Origin of the sequence: Corynebacterium lipophilum (assembly GCF_024102595.1) — a bacterium.
GTDB classification, from domain to species: domain Bacteria; phylum Actinomycetota; class Actinomycetes; order Mycobacteriales; family Mycobacteriaceae; genus Corynebacterium; species Corynebacterium pseudogenitalium.
This window is the reverse complement of record NZ_JAEUWV010000004.1, coordinates 74236-89556: the sequence shown is the minus strand read 5'-3', so window position 1 is coordinate 89556 and position 15321 is coordinate 74236. Positions and strand designations below refer to the sequence as shown.

At 63.7% G+C, this 15321-nt stretch carries 12 protein-coding genes; 4 read left to right on the top strand and 8 right to left on the bottom strand.

From position 1 onward, the window contains the following. Positions 1 to 250 precede the first annotated feature (250 nt). From JMN37_RS05055 to JMN37_RS05045, 3 genes are all read left to right on the top strand, one after another. Positions 251 to 1483, top strand: coding sequence for an MFS transporter (locus JMN37_RS05055; protein WP_071573210.1), 1233 nt, complete (start codon positions 251 to 253; stop codon positions 1481 to 1483). Positions 1484 to 1979: 496 nt separating this feature from the next. Then, positions 1980 to 3146: an ATP-binding protein gene (locus JMN37_RS05050; protein ID WP_252931226.1), complete on the top strand. Its 1167-nt coding sequence runs from the start codon at positions 1980 to 1982 to the stop codon at positions 3144 to 3146. A 98-nt stretch (positions 3147 to 3244) separates the two neighbouring features. Beyond that, the gene (locus JMN37_RS05045) at positions 3245 to 3901 is read left to right on the top strand and encodes a rhomboid family intramembrane serine protease (protein ID WP_252931223.1); all 657 of its coding nucleotides are present in this window, start codon (positions 3245 to 3247) and stop codon (positions 3899 to 3901) included. 288 nt (positions 3902 to 4189) lie between these two features. Here JMN37_RS05045 and JMN37_RS05040 read toward each other — a convergent pair whose 3' ends face one another. After that, positions 4190 to 5593, bottom strand: coding sequence for a hypothetical protein (locus tag JMN37_RS05040; RefSeq protein WP_252931222.1), 1404 nt, complete (start codon positions 5591 to 5593; stop codon positions 4190 to 4192). Positions 5594 to 5764: 171 nt separating this feature from the next. Here JMN37_RS05040 and JMN37_RS05035 point away from each other — a divergent pair, with 171 nt between their 5' ends. After that, positions 5765 to 6652: an endonuclease domain-containing protein gene (locus JMN37_RS05035; RefSeq protein ID WP_252931221.1), complete on the top strand. Its 888-nt coding sequence runs from the start codon at positions 5765 to 5767 to the stop codon at positions 6650 to 6652. 124 nt (positions 6653 to 6776) lie between these two features. Here JMN37_RS05035 and crgA read toward each other — a convergent pair whose 3' ends face one another. From crgA to JMN37_RS05000, 7 genes are read right to left on the bottom strand one after another with little or no spacing between them, the layout of a single operon-like run. Next, the gene (gene crgA, locus JMN37_RS05030; protein ID WP_070363346.1) at positions 6777 to 7046 is read right to left on the bottom strand and encodes a cell division protein CrgA; all 270 of its coding nucleotides are present in this window, start codon (positions 7044 to 7046) and stop codon (positions 6777 to 6779) included. A gap of 52 nt (positions 7047 to 7098) precedes the next feature. Continuing rightward, positions 7099 to 9129: a Stk1 family PASTA domain-containing Ser/Thr kinase gene (pknB, locus tag JMN37_RS05025; RefSeq protein WP_252931220.1), complete on the bottom strand. Its 2031-nt coding sequence runs from the start codon at positions 9127 to 9129 to the stop codon at positions 7099 to 7101. Beyond that, positions 9130 to 10659 (bottom strand): serine/threonine-protein kinase, encoded by a 1530-nt coding sequence (locus JMN37_RS05020; RefSeq protein WP_252931219.1) that lies wholly within the window; start codon positions 10657 to 10659, stop codon positions 9130 to 9132. It abuts the gene before it with no gap. Beyond that, complete coding sequence (locus JMN37_RS05015; RefSeq protein WP_252931217.1) at positions 10656 to 12113, bottom strand: penicillin-binding transpeptidase domain-containing protein; 1458 nt, start codon at positions 12111 to 12113, stop codon at positions 10656 to 10658. The genes JMN37_RS05020 and JMN37_RS05015 overlap by 4 nt, the downstream gene beginning before the upstream one ends. Next, complete coding sequence (locus JMN37_RS05010) at positions 12110 to 13462, bottom strand: FtsW/RodA/SpoVE family cell cycle protein (RefSeq protein ID WP_252931215.1); 1353 nt, start codon at positions 13460 to 13462, stop codon at positions 12110 to 12112. Before JMN37_RS05010 ends, JMN37_RS05015 begins: the two co-directional genes overlap by 4 nt. Positions 13463 to 13464: 2 nt before the next feature. Beyond that, on the bottom strand, positions 13465 to 14853 hold the full coding sequence (locus tag JMN37_RS05005) for a PP2C family protein-serine/threonine phosphatase (RefSeq protein WP_252931214.1): 1389 nt from the start codon (positions 14851 to 14853) through the stop codon (positions 13465 to 13467). Continuing rightward, a complete protein-coding gene (locus JMN37_RS05000) occupies positions 14850 to 15305 on the bottom strand; it encodes an FHA domain-containing protein FhaB/FipA (protein ID WP_071573222.1) in 456 nt (151 codons plus the stop codon). The genes JMN37_RS05005 and JMN37_RS05000 overlap by 4 nt, the downstream gene beginning before the upstream one ends. Positions 15306 to 15321 lie beyond the last annotated feature (16 nt).

Sequence of the window (15321 nt, the reverse complement as noted above, 5' to 3'; positions counted from 1 at the left end):
GGCGTCATTCTAACAACCGTGCGGGGCAGAAGATAGAACGGCTCGTGCGCGGAGCTATCTTTTAAAAACCGCGATTTCTATAAGATAGGTGCTTATCGAGTGGCATCTAAGTTCTGTTTTTCCAGATTTTCAGAAGATAGGGCGGAGCCGTCGTCGAAAAGTTGGACCCCTAGCGGGGCGCGATTTGGTCATACCTCATCCGAGGAGCAATATATTCGTGCTACCAATCGGACAACGTGAAGAACTGATTATGACTCAACAATTTCATCCGCGCGCATGGTTCCCCGTCGCAGGCAGCATGGTTGCTGTCGCGTGGGGCGGCAACGAATTCACCCCGCTGCTCGTGATGTACCGCGAAACCTCCCACTTTTCGCAGGTCACCGTCAATGGGCTGCTCGCCGCCTACGTCCTGGGCATCATCCCGGCGCTGCTGATCAGCGGTCCGCTGTCCGACCACATTGGACGACGCCCCACCATGCTCCCAGCCGCACCACTTTCGCTCGTGGGGTCCTTCCTGCTGTCCATCGCCCCGAACGAGCCACTGGTGATCGCGACGGGCCGCATCTTGTGCGGGCTCGCCCTGGGCATCGTGATGGCGGTGGGGTCCACGTGGGTCTCGGAGCTGATTATTAAAGCGGGCGGGGACCCGGCGTCGGGGCCGCGCAAGGCGTCGATGTGTCTGACCGTCGGCTTCCTGATCGGCGCTGCGCTCGCCTCCGTGCTGGCGCAGTGGGGCCCGTGGCCCACGCACACCGCGTACGTGCTGCACATCCTGCTCACACTCGGCACCGCCTACTGGCTCCTGGACACCCCGGAAACCCGCCCGCCGCGCCGGGGCACCGTGAAGGAAACCTTCCTTGAGCTGCGCGTTCGCGACATGCTCGAAATGCTGCACATCCCATCCGCCGCGCACCGTCGCTTCGTGCGCATCGTCGTGCCGGTCGCGCCGTGGGTATTCGGGTGCGCCGGCGCCGCGTACGCCCTGCTGCCGCAGCTGCTGTCCAGCTCGGCGCACGATATGCCCATCGCGTTTTCCGGCTTCATGACGGTCGTGACCCTCGGCTGCGGCGTCGGCGTCCAGATGCTCGGCCGTGTCATCGATACGAGTAGGTCCGCCCGCGCGTCCGCCGTCGCGATGGCCGTCATCACCGTCGGCTGCATCCTCGCCGCCGAAGCGTCCCGGTCGCTGTCGCTGCCAATCGGCGTTGCAGCCGCCGCCATCATGGGCGCCGGCTACGGCCTGGCCCTGGTCGCCGGACTTTCCGAAGTCCAACGCATCGCCAACGCCGACGAACTCGCCGGCCTGACCGCCGTCTACTACTCGGTGTCCTACACCGGCTTCTTCATCCCGATGGTCTTCAGTGCCGCCGCGCCCGTCGTCGGCTTCACCACCCTGTTCGTCATCGGCACCATCCTTGCCCTGTGCTGCCTGGTCAACGTGGTCCTCGGCTGGCGCGCCCACCTGCCCGGCCCGACCTGGTAGGCGGCTGCCCCGGCTCTCTGCCGCCTCCGGCCCTCAAATCTGCTCGTAGCGTGCGCTTCGAAGCGTGCGATGCTGGTCGCGCATTTCGACCCACCCCGGCCGATTTCTGGCGACCAGCGTCGCACTCCTTGAACACCTCGACCGGAACGGATTTCAGCAAGCAGCGTGCTATCTCCACAGCGCCATTCATGATCAACCAGGCCTGTAATCAGCCCCGGCGCACCTCAAACCTGCTCGTAGCGTGCGCTTCAAAGCGTGCGATGCAGGTCGCGCTTTTTCATCCGGCCCGGCCGATTTCCGGCGACCAGCGTCGCACTCCTTTAACACCTCGACCGGAACGGATTTCAGCAAGCAGCACGGCCCCAGCCCCCAACCCCAGCACACCCGTCTATCCTGAAATATCCATAAAGATGTGCCCAGATGCGAAAAATCAGATACGGGGACATCTGGGCACATCTAGCCGGATATTTCACACATTTTCGATTATTGTGAACCCATGGACCAAACACTGAACCCGTATTCGCCAGGTGCGGGACTGCGACCACCTGCGCTGACAGGGCGCGAAGCGGAGCTCGAGCTTGTCGAGGCGATCATCACAAGGACCCGCAGCGGGTTGCACAATCGCGGCGTTATCCTGAGTGGTTTGCGTGGGGTGGGCAAAACGGTGTTGCTGAATGAACTCGCGTCGCGTGCCGAGAATGCAGATTGGTTGACGGTGCAGCTTGAGGCAAGCGCTGATCGTGCTGGTGCGCAGCGGGTCCGGAAGCGGTTGGCCCGTGAACTGGCGTTGAGTGCGCGGAAGGTGTCGCTGCGTAAGCGGTGGAAGCACTTCAAGGATGCACTGCCCGCGATTGCTTCGTTTGCATGGCATGTCGGCGGTATTGACGTCGCACTGGAAGTACCTGCTCAGGCGGGTATTTCTGACTCTGGTGATATCGGGATGGATCTCGAGGAACTTGTGCTGAGTGTCGCAGAGTCCGCGCAGAAGGACGGGAAGGCGATTGCGTTTTTTATTGACGAGATGCAGGACCTTGATGCGGAATTGATGTCGGCGGTGATTACCGCGCAGCACCAGGCGGGCCAGCGTGGTTTGCCGTTTTATGTGTTCGGGGCGGGCCTACCTACGTTGCCTCAGAAGCTGGCGGAATCTCAGTCGTACGCGGAGCGTCTGTTCGAGTACCGCAAGATTGGTCCATTGTCAGATAGCGCGGCGGCGGCCGCACTTGAGGATCCGGCTACCAGGCAAGGGGTGCTGTTTACATCAGCAGCGTTGCGGAATCTTGTGGACGCCGCTCTGAATTACCCCTATTTCCTTCAGGAGTACGGGAAGGCGATCTGGAACGTCGCTCCTGCTTCACCGTTCACCGAAGGTGATGCGCAGCTTGCTGTGGCGGAGGGCAATGCGGCTCTTGATGCCGGCTTTTTCCCAAGTCGGTGGGAACGCGCAACGCCTGGCGAGAAGCGCTATTTGCAGGCGATGGCTTCGCACGCTGCGAAGCAGGTTCCTACGAAGGACATCGCAGATTTGCTGGATTCTTCGGTGAATTCTTTGAGTAGCAATCGGAAGCATCTGATTGAGAAAGGGCTCATTTTTGCCCCTGACCATGGTGTTGTGCAGTTCACGGTCCCTGGGATGGCGGACTATATCAGGCGTTTATCCTGAAATATCCACAAATATGTGCCCACATGCGAAAAATCAGATACGGGCACATATTTCACACAATTTCGCGATACCCCCAGGCCGCCCCGTACCGTGGCCCTATGCAATTCGTTCGCTCACTCTTCCGCGGCGCGCCCGCAACCGCGTTCATCACCCTTGTCTGCCTGGGCGTGTTTGTGATTACGGCGCTCCAGTCGCACTCGATTAGCAACGTGGTGTGGGGCTCCAGCCTCGCCGAGAACATGGTGCTCTTCGGCCCATTTATCGACGCCCCCTCCGCCACTCTCCGCACCCTCCTGGCCGGCTTTCTGCATGTGGATATCTCCCACGTGGCCGTGAACATGATCACGTTGGCGTTGTTGGGCCCGCAGCTGGAGCGTCGCCTGGGCACTGGGCCGTATTCGTTGCTGTACGTGGCGGGTGTGTTGGGGTCGTCGGCATCCGTGTTGGAGTGGAACTACGACGTGCCCACGGCCGGCGCGTCCGGCGCCCTCTACATGCTGATGGGCGTGTTGCTCGCGTTGTCGATGCGCCAGAAGGTCAACGTCCGGGCGCCGTTGGCGCTGGTAGGGGCGAATCTTGCGTACTCGGTGCTGTCCCCGGGTATCAGTCTGTGGGGGCACCTTGGCGGTTTGGTGGTGGGCCTGTTGGCGGGCTGGCCGGTGACATCGGTGAAGAAGCGCGTCAGGTGGCTCGCGTCCGCCCTCGCAGCCGTAGCTGCTGTGGCTGCTGTGGCGCTTGTGATTGGTGTTGCCTAGTTTTTCACACGTTATCCCCAAGTTTGTACACCGGTGGAGAACTCCACAGAGTTGTCCACATTGTGGATAAACACAACCGTGTAATTTCTAGAACACCGCTAGAACATGTCAGCGATTCACAACAAAAAACGCCTGGCGAATGGGCATCATTGCAGCTCATTACGCCAGGCGCTCGATGTGCGAATAGGTTGTGCACAGAGTTATCCACAGGTGTGGATAACGGTCCTCTCCACAGAACCATCCACAGCCTGTGGATAACTCGGCACTACGAATTACACAAAGTGCTCCCTAGAAGGTGCCCTTCAGCCAGCGGCCGAAGTCGGACACGGTCACGTCGCGGGAGTCGACGTTCTGGTCGTTCCACTGGGAGACGTCACCGGCCAGGCGGCTGGTCTGGGTGACCGTCATGTAGTTGTGCAGGCGGCCTTCCTTAGTCTTGCCGTCGCCGAAGCTGAACGCGCCGAGCAGCATGTCGTCACCGGCATTGACCGGGTTGGACAGCGTCACCTCGAAGATGCGCGCGCCCTTCTTGGCGTTGTAGCCGAGGTCACGGATGTGCGAGCCGTTCGCTCCAGTCGTGGTGATCAGGCGGTCCACACCCTTCGGGCCGGACTCGGTACGCACCTCAACGCGGAACGTCAGCGCCGGGAACTCCGCCCAGTAGCGCTCGGTGCCCACGTTCTTCACACGCAGCGCCACGGACCCAGCAAAGCCGGAAGCTTTCCAGGAGCTCGTCGTGAAGTATGGCACCAGGTCGAGCGCAGGTGCCTCCGCATTTTCGACGACCTCTTCGACCTCAGTGTTCTCCTCCGAGGTCGCTTCATCCGACTCCTCATCGGTGATGACCGCGGCGGTCTCGCCGTCGATTTCGACGTTGGTCACATTGGCTTCGTCGTTGTCGTCGATGGTGGTGACGTCGTCAAGATTCTCACCCTCGGTGATCTTCTGAACATCCTCGTTGTACGCCGGGTTCGGGTTCTCCACCGTGTCAGTGACCTGCGCGCCGCGGTTCGGTGCCCACGAACCTGCAGGTGTGGAGTAGTTCTTCACACGAACCTCGTTCTTGATCGGCATGTTCGCGACCCACGCCGTCGGCGTCGCCCACGTGCCGTTCGGGCGGCAGCGCTGCTGCGTGCCCGTCATGGTGACGGTGCGGAAGCCGTACGTCGCTTCGCCCGTGTTGCCCGCCGGAACCTCGTACGGCCCGATCTTCTGGCCGACGTTCCAGCTCAAGCTTCCGGACACCGACCAGCCCAGCATCTTTGCCAGCGAGTAGCCGATGTTGCCCTGCAGCCCATCCTTCGAGCCCGACCCACCAATGTTGATCGTCTCAGTCTTCGACCCGTTGACCGACGCCGAAATCGTCTGCGTCCGCGCCAGATCCTGCGTCAGCGGGATGGTGTTCTTGGTCAGGTTGGTCGTCGAAATCGTGCCGACTGGCAGGAAGTTGTCCTTCACCTTGTACACGATGGTGCGGTAGTCCTCAGTGGAGTTGCACACTGGGCGCGGGTTGAGCACGTTCGCCTTCAAGTGGTCCGATCCCCTGTAGGTGTGGATGATCGGCAGCGCATCATTGGTCGCTGGGGTTTCGGGGTACGACTCCTCAAGCGTCTGAGCCGTGGCTGGGGTCAGCGTACCGGCAGCTAATGCCAAGGCTGCTACAACGCCCGACATTGAACGAATAAACCGCATGACTATACCTTTCATAAGGTGACAATAGTAAATGAGCAGGTCAGGGCCTTTCTGGCCCTGTTCCTATGTGTACACCTTCTGTGCGCGGATTGTTCAACAATCCACCCCCGTGCCACCCCGCTACCGAACACCTGTGGGGAACCTGGCGGCTTTCCTGTGCGTCTAAACCTCATGTTGGAAAACACTGAACTATTCGCATCCATCGTGGACACGCGCACTCTCCGTCACCGTCTGCACAGCCCCGAGTACCGCCGCCTCAACCGAACGCAATGCATCCCGTCGCGCACCTGGGGGCAACTCAATGCCTGGCAGCGGCACCTCGTCCGCGCTTATGCCACCGCCCGCGCCATGACCAAAGGCTGCCTCGTAGGCAGGACCGCCGCCCGCATCCACGGCATGTGGGTCATCAGCCTCACCGAAGAGATCCAAGAAGTAACGACGCCCAGCCGCCGCGGCCCCGCGAAACACCTCGTCGAGCCCGACGTCCGCTACCGCACCTCCGCCCTCACCGCCGCCGAGGTCACTACCGCGTACGGCATCCGCCTTTCCACACGTATTCGCACAGCGATCGATATCGCCCGTTACCACGGGTTTCAGGAAGGCCTCATCGCCATGGACTGGCTGCTGTCCATCGCGCACGTGGAGCGCAGCGACATTCTGCTGCACATTGAGCGCATGGGCCGCGTCCGCAACTGCGGCGTGGCGCGCGACGCTGCCCGCGCCGCGGTCTACAACGCCGATTCCCCCATGGAGTCCCTCGCCCGCGCCGAGTTCCTCCTCCGCGGCGTCACCGGCTGGAAGTTCCAGGCACAGGTGCAGCGCTACCGCGTCGACTTCCTTTTCGACGACTCCGTCATCCTCGAACTCGACGGCGACACCAAACACGCCTCCGACCCCCGCCGCAGCCTCCTGCAGGAGCGCAAACGCGAACGCGAGCTAACCAACCAGGGATACACCGTTCTACGGTACGGCTTCACGGATGTGCTTCACCGCATGGACGAGATCCTCGCCCGAATCGAGCTGGAACGGGCCCGCGCAAAGGGCCGCGCGGCCCGCTAAAACGCACGTCAAAACGCAAATGGTAGTAACAGGATGGTAGTAATCCCCGAAATCGGGCCCAAAATCGGGATTACTACAATCCTGTTACTACCATCTACGAAAAATCCCGGAAAAACGCCAGAGGCTAGCGCCACCCCATGGTCATGAGCAGGCCGAGGATCATGCCTGCGAAGCCGATGCCGTAGTTCCACGGGCCGAGCTCGGCGAGGAATGTCAGCTGGTCGCCGGCGATGTAGTAGAAGATAATCCAGCCGAGGCCGAGCAGCATCAGGCCAAACATGATGGTCTTGTACCAGATCGGGGTGCCGCCGGTGTTGATCTTGACCGGGGTGCGGGACACGCCAGTTGGGGTTGATACGGGGCGGTGGTCCTTGGTGATTTTTGCCTTTGGCATTATGTCAGTCCTTTACAAGCAAGTGCGGTGGCTTTTCCAGCTATCAGGGTTTTTACCTTATCAGGCGTTCGGCGGTGAACTGCCAGAGGTTGTAGCCGATGGCGGCGTCGCGTCGGACGGTGTCGCCCGCGTTGACTTCTTGGTGTCCGATGAGGCCGTTGTCGACGAGGGCGCCGGTCGGGACGGTTGGACCTTCGACGAGGCGTCCGCTCCAGCCGGCGTCGCGTAGCGCTTTGTCGGCGTCGGCAGGTTTCATGCGGGTGATGTTCGGCATGACCATGAGCATGCCGTTGGAGACGCGCACTTCGACGGTGGTGCCCTTGGCTACCTCGGTGTTTTCGCCGGCGACTGCGATGACTTCGCCGTCTGGGCGTTCGGAGTCGACCTTGTTCACGGTGACTTGGAGCCCCATGGAGCCGAGGGTGGCGGACGCTTGGTTGACGTTGACGCCGGACAGCGACGGTACCTGGACCATTTCGGGGCCGTCGGACACCGTGACGGTCACCTTGGATCCCTTGGAGATCTGGGTGCCGGCTGCGGGGTGCTGGCTGATGATTTCGCCCTTTGGCACGTCTTCGCTGGCTTCTCGACGCAGCTCCGCATTCAGTTCCAGGTCGGCATCTTCGAGGACCTTTGCGGCTTCTTGGGCGTCCATGTTGGTGACGTCGGGGACGTCGGTAAGCTCGCGCCCCGAGGAGACGTTGACGGTGACGAGTGTGCCGCGCTGGAGTTCGGACCCGGCGATCGGGTTGGTGTCGATGACGTTGCCGCGCTTGATGTCGGGGCTGGGCTCGTCGGAGACGGCGACCTGGAAGCCGAGGTTTTCGAGTTCGGCGACGGCTTCCGCGCGCGGTTTGTCGGCGAGGTCCGGGATGATCACCATCTGGGAGGACTTGTGGGTCTCTCCGCTGTTGGGGGAGAAGTAGGAGTAGGCGAGCCAGCCGGAGGCACCGATGATGGCGGCGCCGAGGCCGATTGCCAGCCACTTCATCCAGGTTGGGGTGGTGGTTTCGTGTTCGCGGCGGTGGGCGGCGTAGCGTCCAGCAGCCCCAGCGCCGACTGCTCCGGCGCCAGCCTTCTCCGGCAGCTGCCCGACGGGTCGGCTGTCCGGGCGCGGGGCGCGGCGCGGCGCGTTGCCCTGGACGGTTTCGGAGACCATGGTGGCATCATCGGAGGGGTCGACTGGTTCGGGTTCGGGGGCAGCGAGGTGGCTGCGGGCGGCGTTAGTCACGGCGCCGCGCTTGAGGAGTGCCAGGTCTTCGCCCATTTCGGTGGCGGTTTGGTAGCGGTCCGCCGGATGCTTGGCCATCGCGGTGAGGATGACGCTGTCCAGGTTGACGGCCTCGTTGGGGGTCAGTTCGCGGTCGGCGGGGACGCGCTCGCTTGGCGGGATGGGGTCTTCCTGGACGTGCTGGTAGGCGACGGCGAAGGGGGATTCGCCTTCGAATGGTGGTTTGCCGGTGACGGCTTCGTACATGACGCAGCCGAGGGCGTAGATGTCGGAGCGGGCGTCGGCTGCTTTGCCGCGTGCCTGCTCGGGGGAGAGGTATTGCGCGGTGCCGATGACTGCGGAGGTTTGCGTCATGGCGGAGGTGGAGTCATCCAGTGCGCGGGCGATGCCGAAGTCCATCACCTTCACCTCGCCGGTGTTGGTGATCATGATGTTGGCGGGTTTGATGTCGCGGTGGATGATGCCGGCGTCGTGGCTGGCTTGCAGCGCGTGCGTGACGGGCAGCAGGAACGCGGCGGCCTTCTGGGGGCTTAAGGGGCCGTCGGCGCGCACGAGGTCGCGGAGGTTTTGCCCGGTGACGCGTTCCATGACGATGAAGGGGACGTCGACACCTGAGACTTCTTCGGTGCCGGTGTCGTAGACGGCGACAATGTTGGTGTGGTTGAGTCGCGCCGAGTTTTGGGCTTCTTTGCGGAAGCGTTCGCGGAAATTTTCGTCGCGCGCCATGTCGATTTTGAGCATTTTGACGGCGACGTCGCGGCCAAGCACGGTGTCGGTGGCTGCGTAGACGTCGCTCATGCCCCCGGTGCCGATGACGGCGCCGAGTTCGTATCGGTTAGCGATCGTTGTCATTTACGCATTTCCTCCGAGGATGTTTGGCAGATTGTGCAAGTCTAGTTCACCGTTGCCGATTTCCCCACCGCCCGGCTGGGGGTTGGGGGCCTGCGTCGTGGGCGCCTCAGTATGTATCGACGTCCCCTCCGTCGGCTGTTGCTCCGGCGCGGATGGCCGACTGTGGGTCGGCTGTGTTGGCGTTTCGTCCTCGATGGTGAGCGTAGCTGGGGCGCTGCTGTGCGTGCTGTGCTTGCTGTGCTCAGTGGGGGTGTCGGGCGCGTGCGTGGTCGGCTCCTCGACGGGTTCTTCGTAGGTCGGTTCCGTTTCGACGGTGGTGGTTTGGGTGACCACGCTTTGGCGCGGGACCGTGCTGCTGGGTGTGCTGCCGCCGAGGGTGCCGTTGTTGAATGCCCAGGCCACGCCACCGATGACGGCGAGGGTGATCACGCCGAGCACGATGCCGACCCAGTAGCCGGCGGTGCCGCGCTGCTTCCCAGGAACAGCAGCGTCAACGGGTGCCGGGGCAGGCCGCGCAGGCACCGCCGCGCGCGCCGGGGCCTGCGGCGGGACAGGTGGGCGGCGCCGCGGGGCGGCGGGCCGGGCCGTGGCCGGCCGGGACATGTCGGCGAGCATCTGGGTGGACGCGGTCGGGGAGGGCTCGATGGCGATGACGGCCGTCTCGCCACCCGGCTGCGTTGGGCGCATGCCCTGGCGGACCTGTTCGACGGCCAGCTGCATCTCGTTGCCGTCCCGGAAGCGCTGGGTTGGCGTTTTGCGCAGGGCGATCTCGATGAGTTCGCGCGCCGGGGCGCTCACGCTAATCGGCAGCGCGGGTGGTTCGGCGGAGACGTGCGCCAGCGCCACGGAGACGGAGGAGTCCCCGGTAAACGGGCGTTTCCCGGCGAGCATCTCGTAGCCGACCACGCCGAGCGAGTACACGTCGGACGCCGCCGTGACCTTCTTGCCTTGGGCCTGCTCGGGGGAGACGTACTGGGCGGTGCCCACGACCATCCCGGTGCGCGTCAGCGGCACGGCCGCCGCCGCCTTCGCGATGCCGAAGTCCGTAATCTTGATCTGCCCGTTCTGGGTGATCATGAGGTTGCCGGGCTTGATGTCGCGGTGCACCAGACCCATGCGGTGGATCACGGCGAGGCCGTGCGCGGCCTGTTCCAGCACGTCAAGGGCCATGTCTTCCTTGAGCTGGCCTTCGCGCGCGATGAGGTCGGCGAGGGATTCGCCGCGGATGTATTCCATGGCGATGAAGCACATGGGGAACCCGCCGTCGGTCTTGACCTCGCGGTAGTCGTAGGTGGCGACCACGTTGGGGGAGTTGATCCCCTCCGCCGAGTTGGCCTCGTTGCGGAAGCGGGTGAGGAACTCCTGGTTCGCGGTGAACTCCGGCCGCAGCACTTTGAGGGCTACTTCGCGTTCGTGGCGGACGTCGTCGGCAAGCCAGACGGTGGACATGCCGCCGTGCCCGATGATCCATTGCAGCTGGTAGTCGGGCCCGATGAGCTTCTGGAGTTCGTCTTTGTTTTCGTAGTTCATCGCGCGTTGGTTCCTTCCTCATCAGCTGGCGCTGCGGGTGCCGCGTAGAGCACCGCGCGCCCGAGTGGTGCGGAGACTTGCCCGCCGGTCGCCCCGGTGCCCAGGCCGCCACCATTCTTGACGACGACCCCCACCGCCACATCCTTCACCGGGTCAAAGGCGACGTACCAGGTGTGCGGCGCTGCGCCTTCGGCGTGCTCGGCGGTGCCGGTCTTGGAGGCGAAGCCGTTGCCGTCGTAACCCCAGGTGTCGCGCTCGGAGCCGAACATGAGGTCTTTGATGGTGTTTGCTTCCTCGGGCGTGATGGAGTCGGAAAGCAGGCGGGGTTTCGCCGTCTCGAGTTCGCGCAGGTCCGGGCTGAGGACGCGGTTGACCACGTACGGCGCCATGCGGCGGCCCTCGTTGGCGACGGTGCCCGCCATGACGGCGGCCTGCAGCGCGGTCATGGTGACGTCGCGCTGCCCGATCGCGGACTGGCCAAGCTCGGCGTCGCCAGGCAGGTCGCCGAGCGAGCCGGCCGCGGTGGGCATGCCGAGGTCGTACTGCTCGCCGATGCCGAATCCGTGGGCGGCCTCACGCAGCGCGTCGGCGCCGACGGCCATGCCCATCTGCACGAACGCCGTGTTGCAGGACAGGGCGAACGCGGTGCGCAGCGGCACCTGGCCGCCACCGGCGCAGGCCTGGCCCGCGTAGTTGGTCAGGGGCACGGTCGTGCCCGGCAGTGTGGTGGACGGTGCTCCGGTCAGCGGGGAATCCGGCGTGTAGCCGTTGCGCAGCCCGGCCGCGGTGATGACGATCTTAAAGATCGACCCCGGCGGCAGCTGGTCCTGCGTCGCGTGGTTGAGCAGCGGCTTGCCCGGGTTGTTGTTCACCTCGGCCCAGGCGCCCTCGGCGGTGTCAGGGTTGGAGATCGCGTTCGGGTCGTACGACGGCGTCGACGCCATCGCCAGCACCTGGCCTGTCGACGGGCGCAGCGCCACGATCGCGCCCTCGTAGTTGCGGTTCGAAAGCTGCTCGTAGGCCAGGGCCTGCAGGTGCGGGTCGATGCTCAACTCAACCGAGTTGCCCACCACGTCCTGCTCCAGGCCGGTGCGCAGGAAGCGCGAGGACTTCCCGGAGCCCGCCCCGGTCAGCTGCCCGTTGTAGCCGGCCTCGATCTGGGAAGTTCCGTACTGGTCAGACACGTAGCCGAGCACCGGCGCAAAGGACCACGGCATGTTCGGGTACGTGCGCTGGTAGGAGCCGTCCTCGAGCGGGTGGGACTCCGCCAGCACCTGCCCGCCGGCACTGATCTGGCCGCGATTGATCTGGCGCAGCTCCACCACAGTGCGCGAGTTCAGTGGGCTCTGCGCGTACTTCTCCTCGCGGAAGCCCTGCACCACGGTGAAGTTCACCAGCAGCGCCACAATCAGCAGCAGGGCAATGCCCGCGCCTAAGCGAATGGATTTGTTCATCGTGCGCTCACCGCCTCCGGTGCCTGGGCACCCATCGCCGAAGCATCAAACTCCGCTGGCTTGTTCGCCGCGTTCGAGATCCGCAGCAGCAGCGCCAGCAGTACGTAGTTCGCCATGATCGACGAGCCACCAGCGGACATAAACGGCGTGGTCAGCCCGGTCATTGGGAGCATCGCGGAGATCCCTCCGGCGACCACGAAGATTTGGATAGCGATGGTCGTCGCTAAGCCTGCGGCCAACAACTTGCCGAACGTGTCACTGACCTGCAGCGCCGCCGAGTAGCCGCGGGTAATGAAGATGGCGAACAGGCACAGCACGCTGGCCACACCCACGAGCCCGAGCTCCTCACCAATCGCCGCCAGGATGTAATCCGAGTGCGCCACCGGCACCATCTCCGGGTGGCCGTAGCCCAACCCGGTGCCGGTCAGCCCACCCCAGGACAGGCCGAACAGCGCCTGCGACGGCTGGTAGCCCGTGGTGTCAAAGTTGGCCAGTGGGTCCATGAAGTTGGCGACGCGGTCCTGGATCTTCTCACTGACCTGGTACACCGTGTACCCGCCAACAGCCACCAGGCCTGCGCCGATCACCAGCCACGACGTACGCCCCGTGGCGAAGTACACCATGCCCAACACCGTGGCGAAGAGCAGGAGGGCCGGGCCGAAGTCGTTCGACACCGCCATGATCGCAATCGCGATCGCCCACACCGCCAAAATCGGCGCCAAGTCGCGCAGGCGCGGGAAGCTCATCCCCAGCAGCGTCTTGCCCGCCACCGTAAACAGGGCGCGCTTCTGCGCCAGCAGCTGGGCGAAGAACACCAGCAGCAGGATCTTCGAGAACTCACCCGGCTGAATCGAGAACGGGCCCAGCCAGATCCAGATCCGCGCATCCGCGAACCCAGGCGGCTGCGGCCACACCAGCGGCAACGCCAATAGCACCAGGCCAAGCAGGCCCAGCAGGTAGGAGTAGCGGGCCAGCGCCTTATGGTCGCGCACAATCACAAGCGTGCACACCATCAGCACCACACCCACCAGGGACCACATCACCTGCCGCTCCGCAAGCGGCGGGTAGCCAGCGCGTTCCGCCAGGTCCAGGCGGTAGATCACCACCAGGCCGATCGCGTTGAGCAGCGAGACCAGCGGCAGCAGCAACTGGTCCGCGTGCGGCGCCGCCAGCGAAATCGCCACGTGGGCAATCGCATAGACGCCCACGAACCCGCCGACCAGGTACAGCATCTCCGTCGACATTGTGCGGCCCTGGCTCAGCTCCAGGCCGAACAGCATCAGCAGCAGCAGCCCCGCCGAACACAGCAGCAGGAACAGCTCCTTCGCACGCCGAAACACACGAGACATCGCTACTTCACCTCCCGGCACGCACCCTGCGGGGCGTCCTTCGCCGCATCATTATCGACGCACACCGGCAACGCCTCACCAGCCAACCGGTTCAGGATGCCCAACACGTCGTCGTATGTGCCGCCCTTGAAGTTCTCCACCGTGTTCAGCTGGCTCTCCGGCAGGTCATTGATACCGAAGATCACGCAGTCCTGCGGCACCGAGTTCGACGACACAATCTGCAACTTGTTCTGCTCATTAATGCACGCCCGCTGAATCACCTCGCGGCGCGGCTCCGAAAACAACGACGTGCCGACGGCCCGCTCAATCGCAAAGTGGCCGTCGTCGCCGTCGGTGCCTAAAAAATAGCGGTCGTTGAGCCTATCGTTCGTCCACAACACCGCCGCCAGCGACAACATCAGCACAATCGCCAACGCGGACAGCACCCACGGCCAAATATTCACCTTGCGGCCAAACCGCTGGTCATCCTCCTCGTCCGCCGACGCGTCACCCGCGCCGGGCTGCGACCCACCACGGCCGCCCTCACGATTGTGGTTCGGCGGAATCGTCTCCGACTTGCGCATCAACGCCGCAGCCCGCGACGCCGAGGAATCCGGGTGCGTCGACTCGAACTCCGGCGCCAACGCGCCCGCCAACGCAGGCGACGTCGGCAAGTCGGGGTGCTCCTCGCCGTCTTTGACCTCCACCACATCAGCGATGACCACCGTGATGTTGTCCGGCCCACCCGAACGCAACGCCAGCTCAATCAACCGCTGCGCCGCCACCGACGGGGTGCCCTGACCAAGCGCCTCCCCAATCGTCGACGCCGTCACCGGATCCGACAAACCATCCGAGCACAACAGCACGCGATCCCCCGCGCGGACCTGAACCATCTCCAGGTGCGGCTCCACCGGGTTGCCCGTGTACGCCTTCAAAATCAGGGACTTCTGCGGGTGGCTCGACACGTCCTCCGGGTCCAGCTTCCCCTCGTTGACCAGGGACTGTACGAACGTATCGTCCTCGGTGATCTGGCGAAGCTGGCCGTCGCGAAGCAAATAGCCGCGCGAATCACCCACGTGAATGAGGCCGAACTCAGCGCCGTTGAACATCAACGCCGTCAGCGTCGTGCCCATCCCTTCCTGCTCCGGGTGCTGCGCCACCGAACGCTCAATGGAAGCATTCGCATCATCCGCAGCCGCCCCGAGCAGCGCCAACATGTCGGCGTCCTCCGGGTCCCGGTCGAGGTGCTCCATGTGGCTGACCATCAACTGTGAGGCAACCTCGCCCGCAGCGTGGCCACCCATCCCGTCCGCAAGCAGCAGCAGGTGAGGGCCCGCGTAGGCGGAATCCTCATTGTTTCCACGCACCAGACCCTTGTCCGATGCCGCCACAAAATTCAACCGCAGCGTCATGGCATCAACCTCACAATCGTGCGCCCCATCTTGATATTCGTCCCCACCGACACCCGCTCCGGCTGGTCAATGCGCATACCCTGCACAAAGGTGCCGTTGCGGGAGTCTAGGTCCTCAATGAACCAGTCACTGCCACGGCGGAACAGTCGCGCGTGCCGCGAAGACGCAAAGTCATCCCCAAGCTGGAAGTCATTATCCGGCGAGCGGCCCAGCGTCACATGCTCCACACTCGCAATCTCCATGTGCGAGCCCTGCAGCGGCCCCTCAACGACCGCAATCTGCCGGACCTTCTCACGCGACACAAGCGGTTTCCCCGCCTGCTTCACTTGTCGACGCCCAGCTCCACCCACCTCACGCACATTCTTCCGCTGCACCCACAACACCAGCAGAATGAACAGCCAGAGCAGCGCGAGCAGCCCGAAGCGTGCGCTCAGGATCACCGCGGAATCCAACAAAGGAGCTCCTTCA

Bases quoted from the DNA above. Each gene is read 5' to 3' on its own strand.
- JMN37_RS05055 (WP_071573210.1), top strand. From the start codon at position 251: ATGACTCAACAATTTCATCCGCGCGCATGGTTCCCCGTCGCAGGCAGC.
- JMN37_RS05050 (WP_252931226.1), top strand. From the start codon at position 1,980: ATGGACCAAACACTGAACCCGTATTCGCCAGGTGCGGGACTGCGACCA.
- JMN37_RS05045 (WP_252931223.1), top strand. From the start codon at position 3,245: ATGCAATTCGTTCGCTCACTCTTCCGCGGCGCGCCCGCAACCGCGTTC.
- JMN37_RS05040 (WP_252931222.1), bottom strand. From the start codon at position 5,593: ATGCGGTTTATTCGTTCAATGTCGGGCGTTGTAGCAGCCTTGGCATTA.
- JMN37_RS05035 (WP_252931221.1), top strand. From the start codon at position 5,765: ATGTTGGAAAACACTGAACTATTCGCATCCATCGTGGACACGCGCACT.
- crgA (WP_070363346.1), bottom strand. From the start codon at position 7,046: ATGCCAAAGGCAAAAATCACCAAGGACCACCGCCCCGTATCAACCCCA.
- pknB (WP_252931220.1), bottom strand. From the start codon at position 9,129: ATGACAACGATCGCTAACCGATACGAACTCGGCGCCGTCATCGGCACC.
- JMN37_RS05020 (WP_252931219.1), bottom strand. From the start codon at position 10,659: ATGAACTACGAAAACAAAGACGAACTCCAGAAGCTCATCGGGCCCGAC.
- JMN37_RS05015 (WP_252931217.1), bottom strand. From the start codon at position 12,113: ATGAACAAATCCATTCGCTTAGGCGCGGGCATTGCCCTGCTGCTGATT.
- JMN37_RS05010 (WP_252931215.1), bottom strand. From the start codon at position 13,462: ATGTCTCGTGTGTTTCGGCGTGCGAAGGAGCTGTTCCTGCTGCTGTGT.
- JMN37_RS05005 (WP_252931214.1), bottom strand. From the start codon at position 14,853: ATGACGCTGCGGTTGAATTTTGTGGCGGCATCGGACAAGGGTCTGGTG.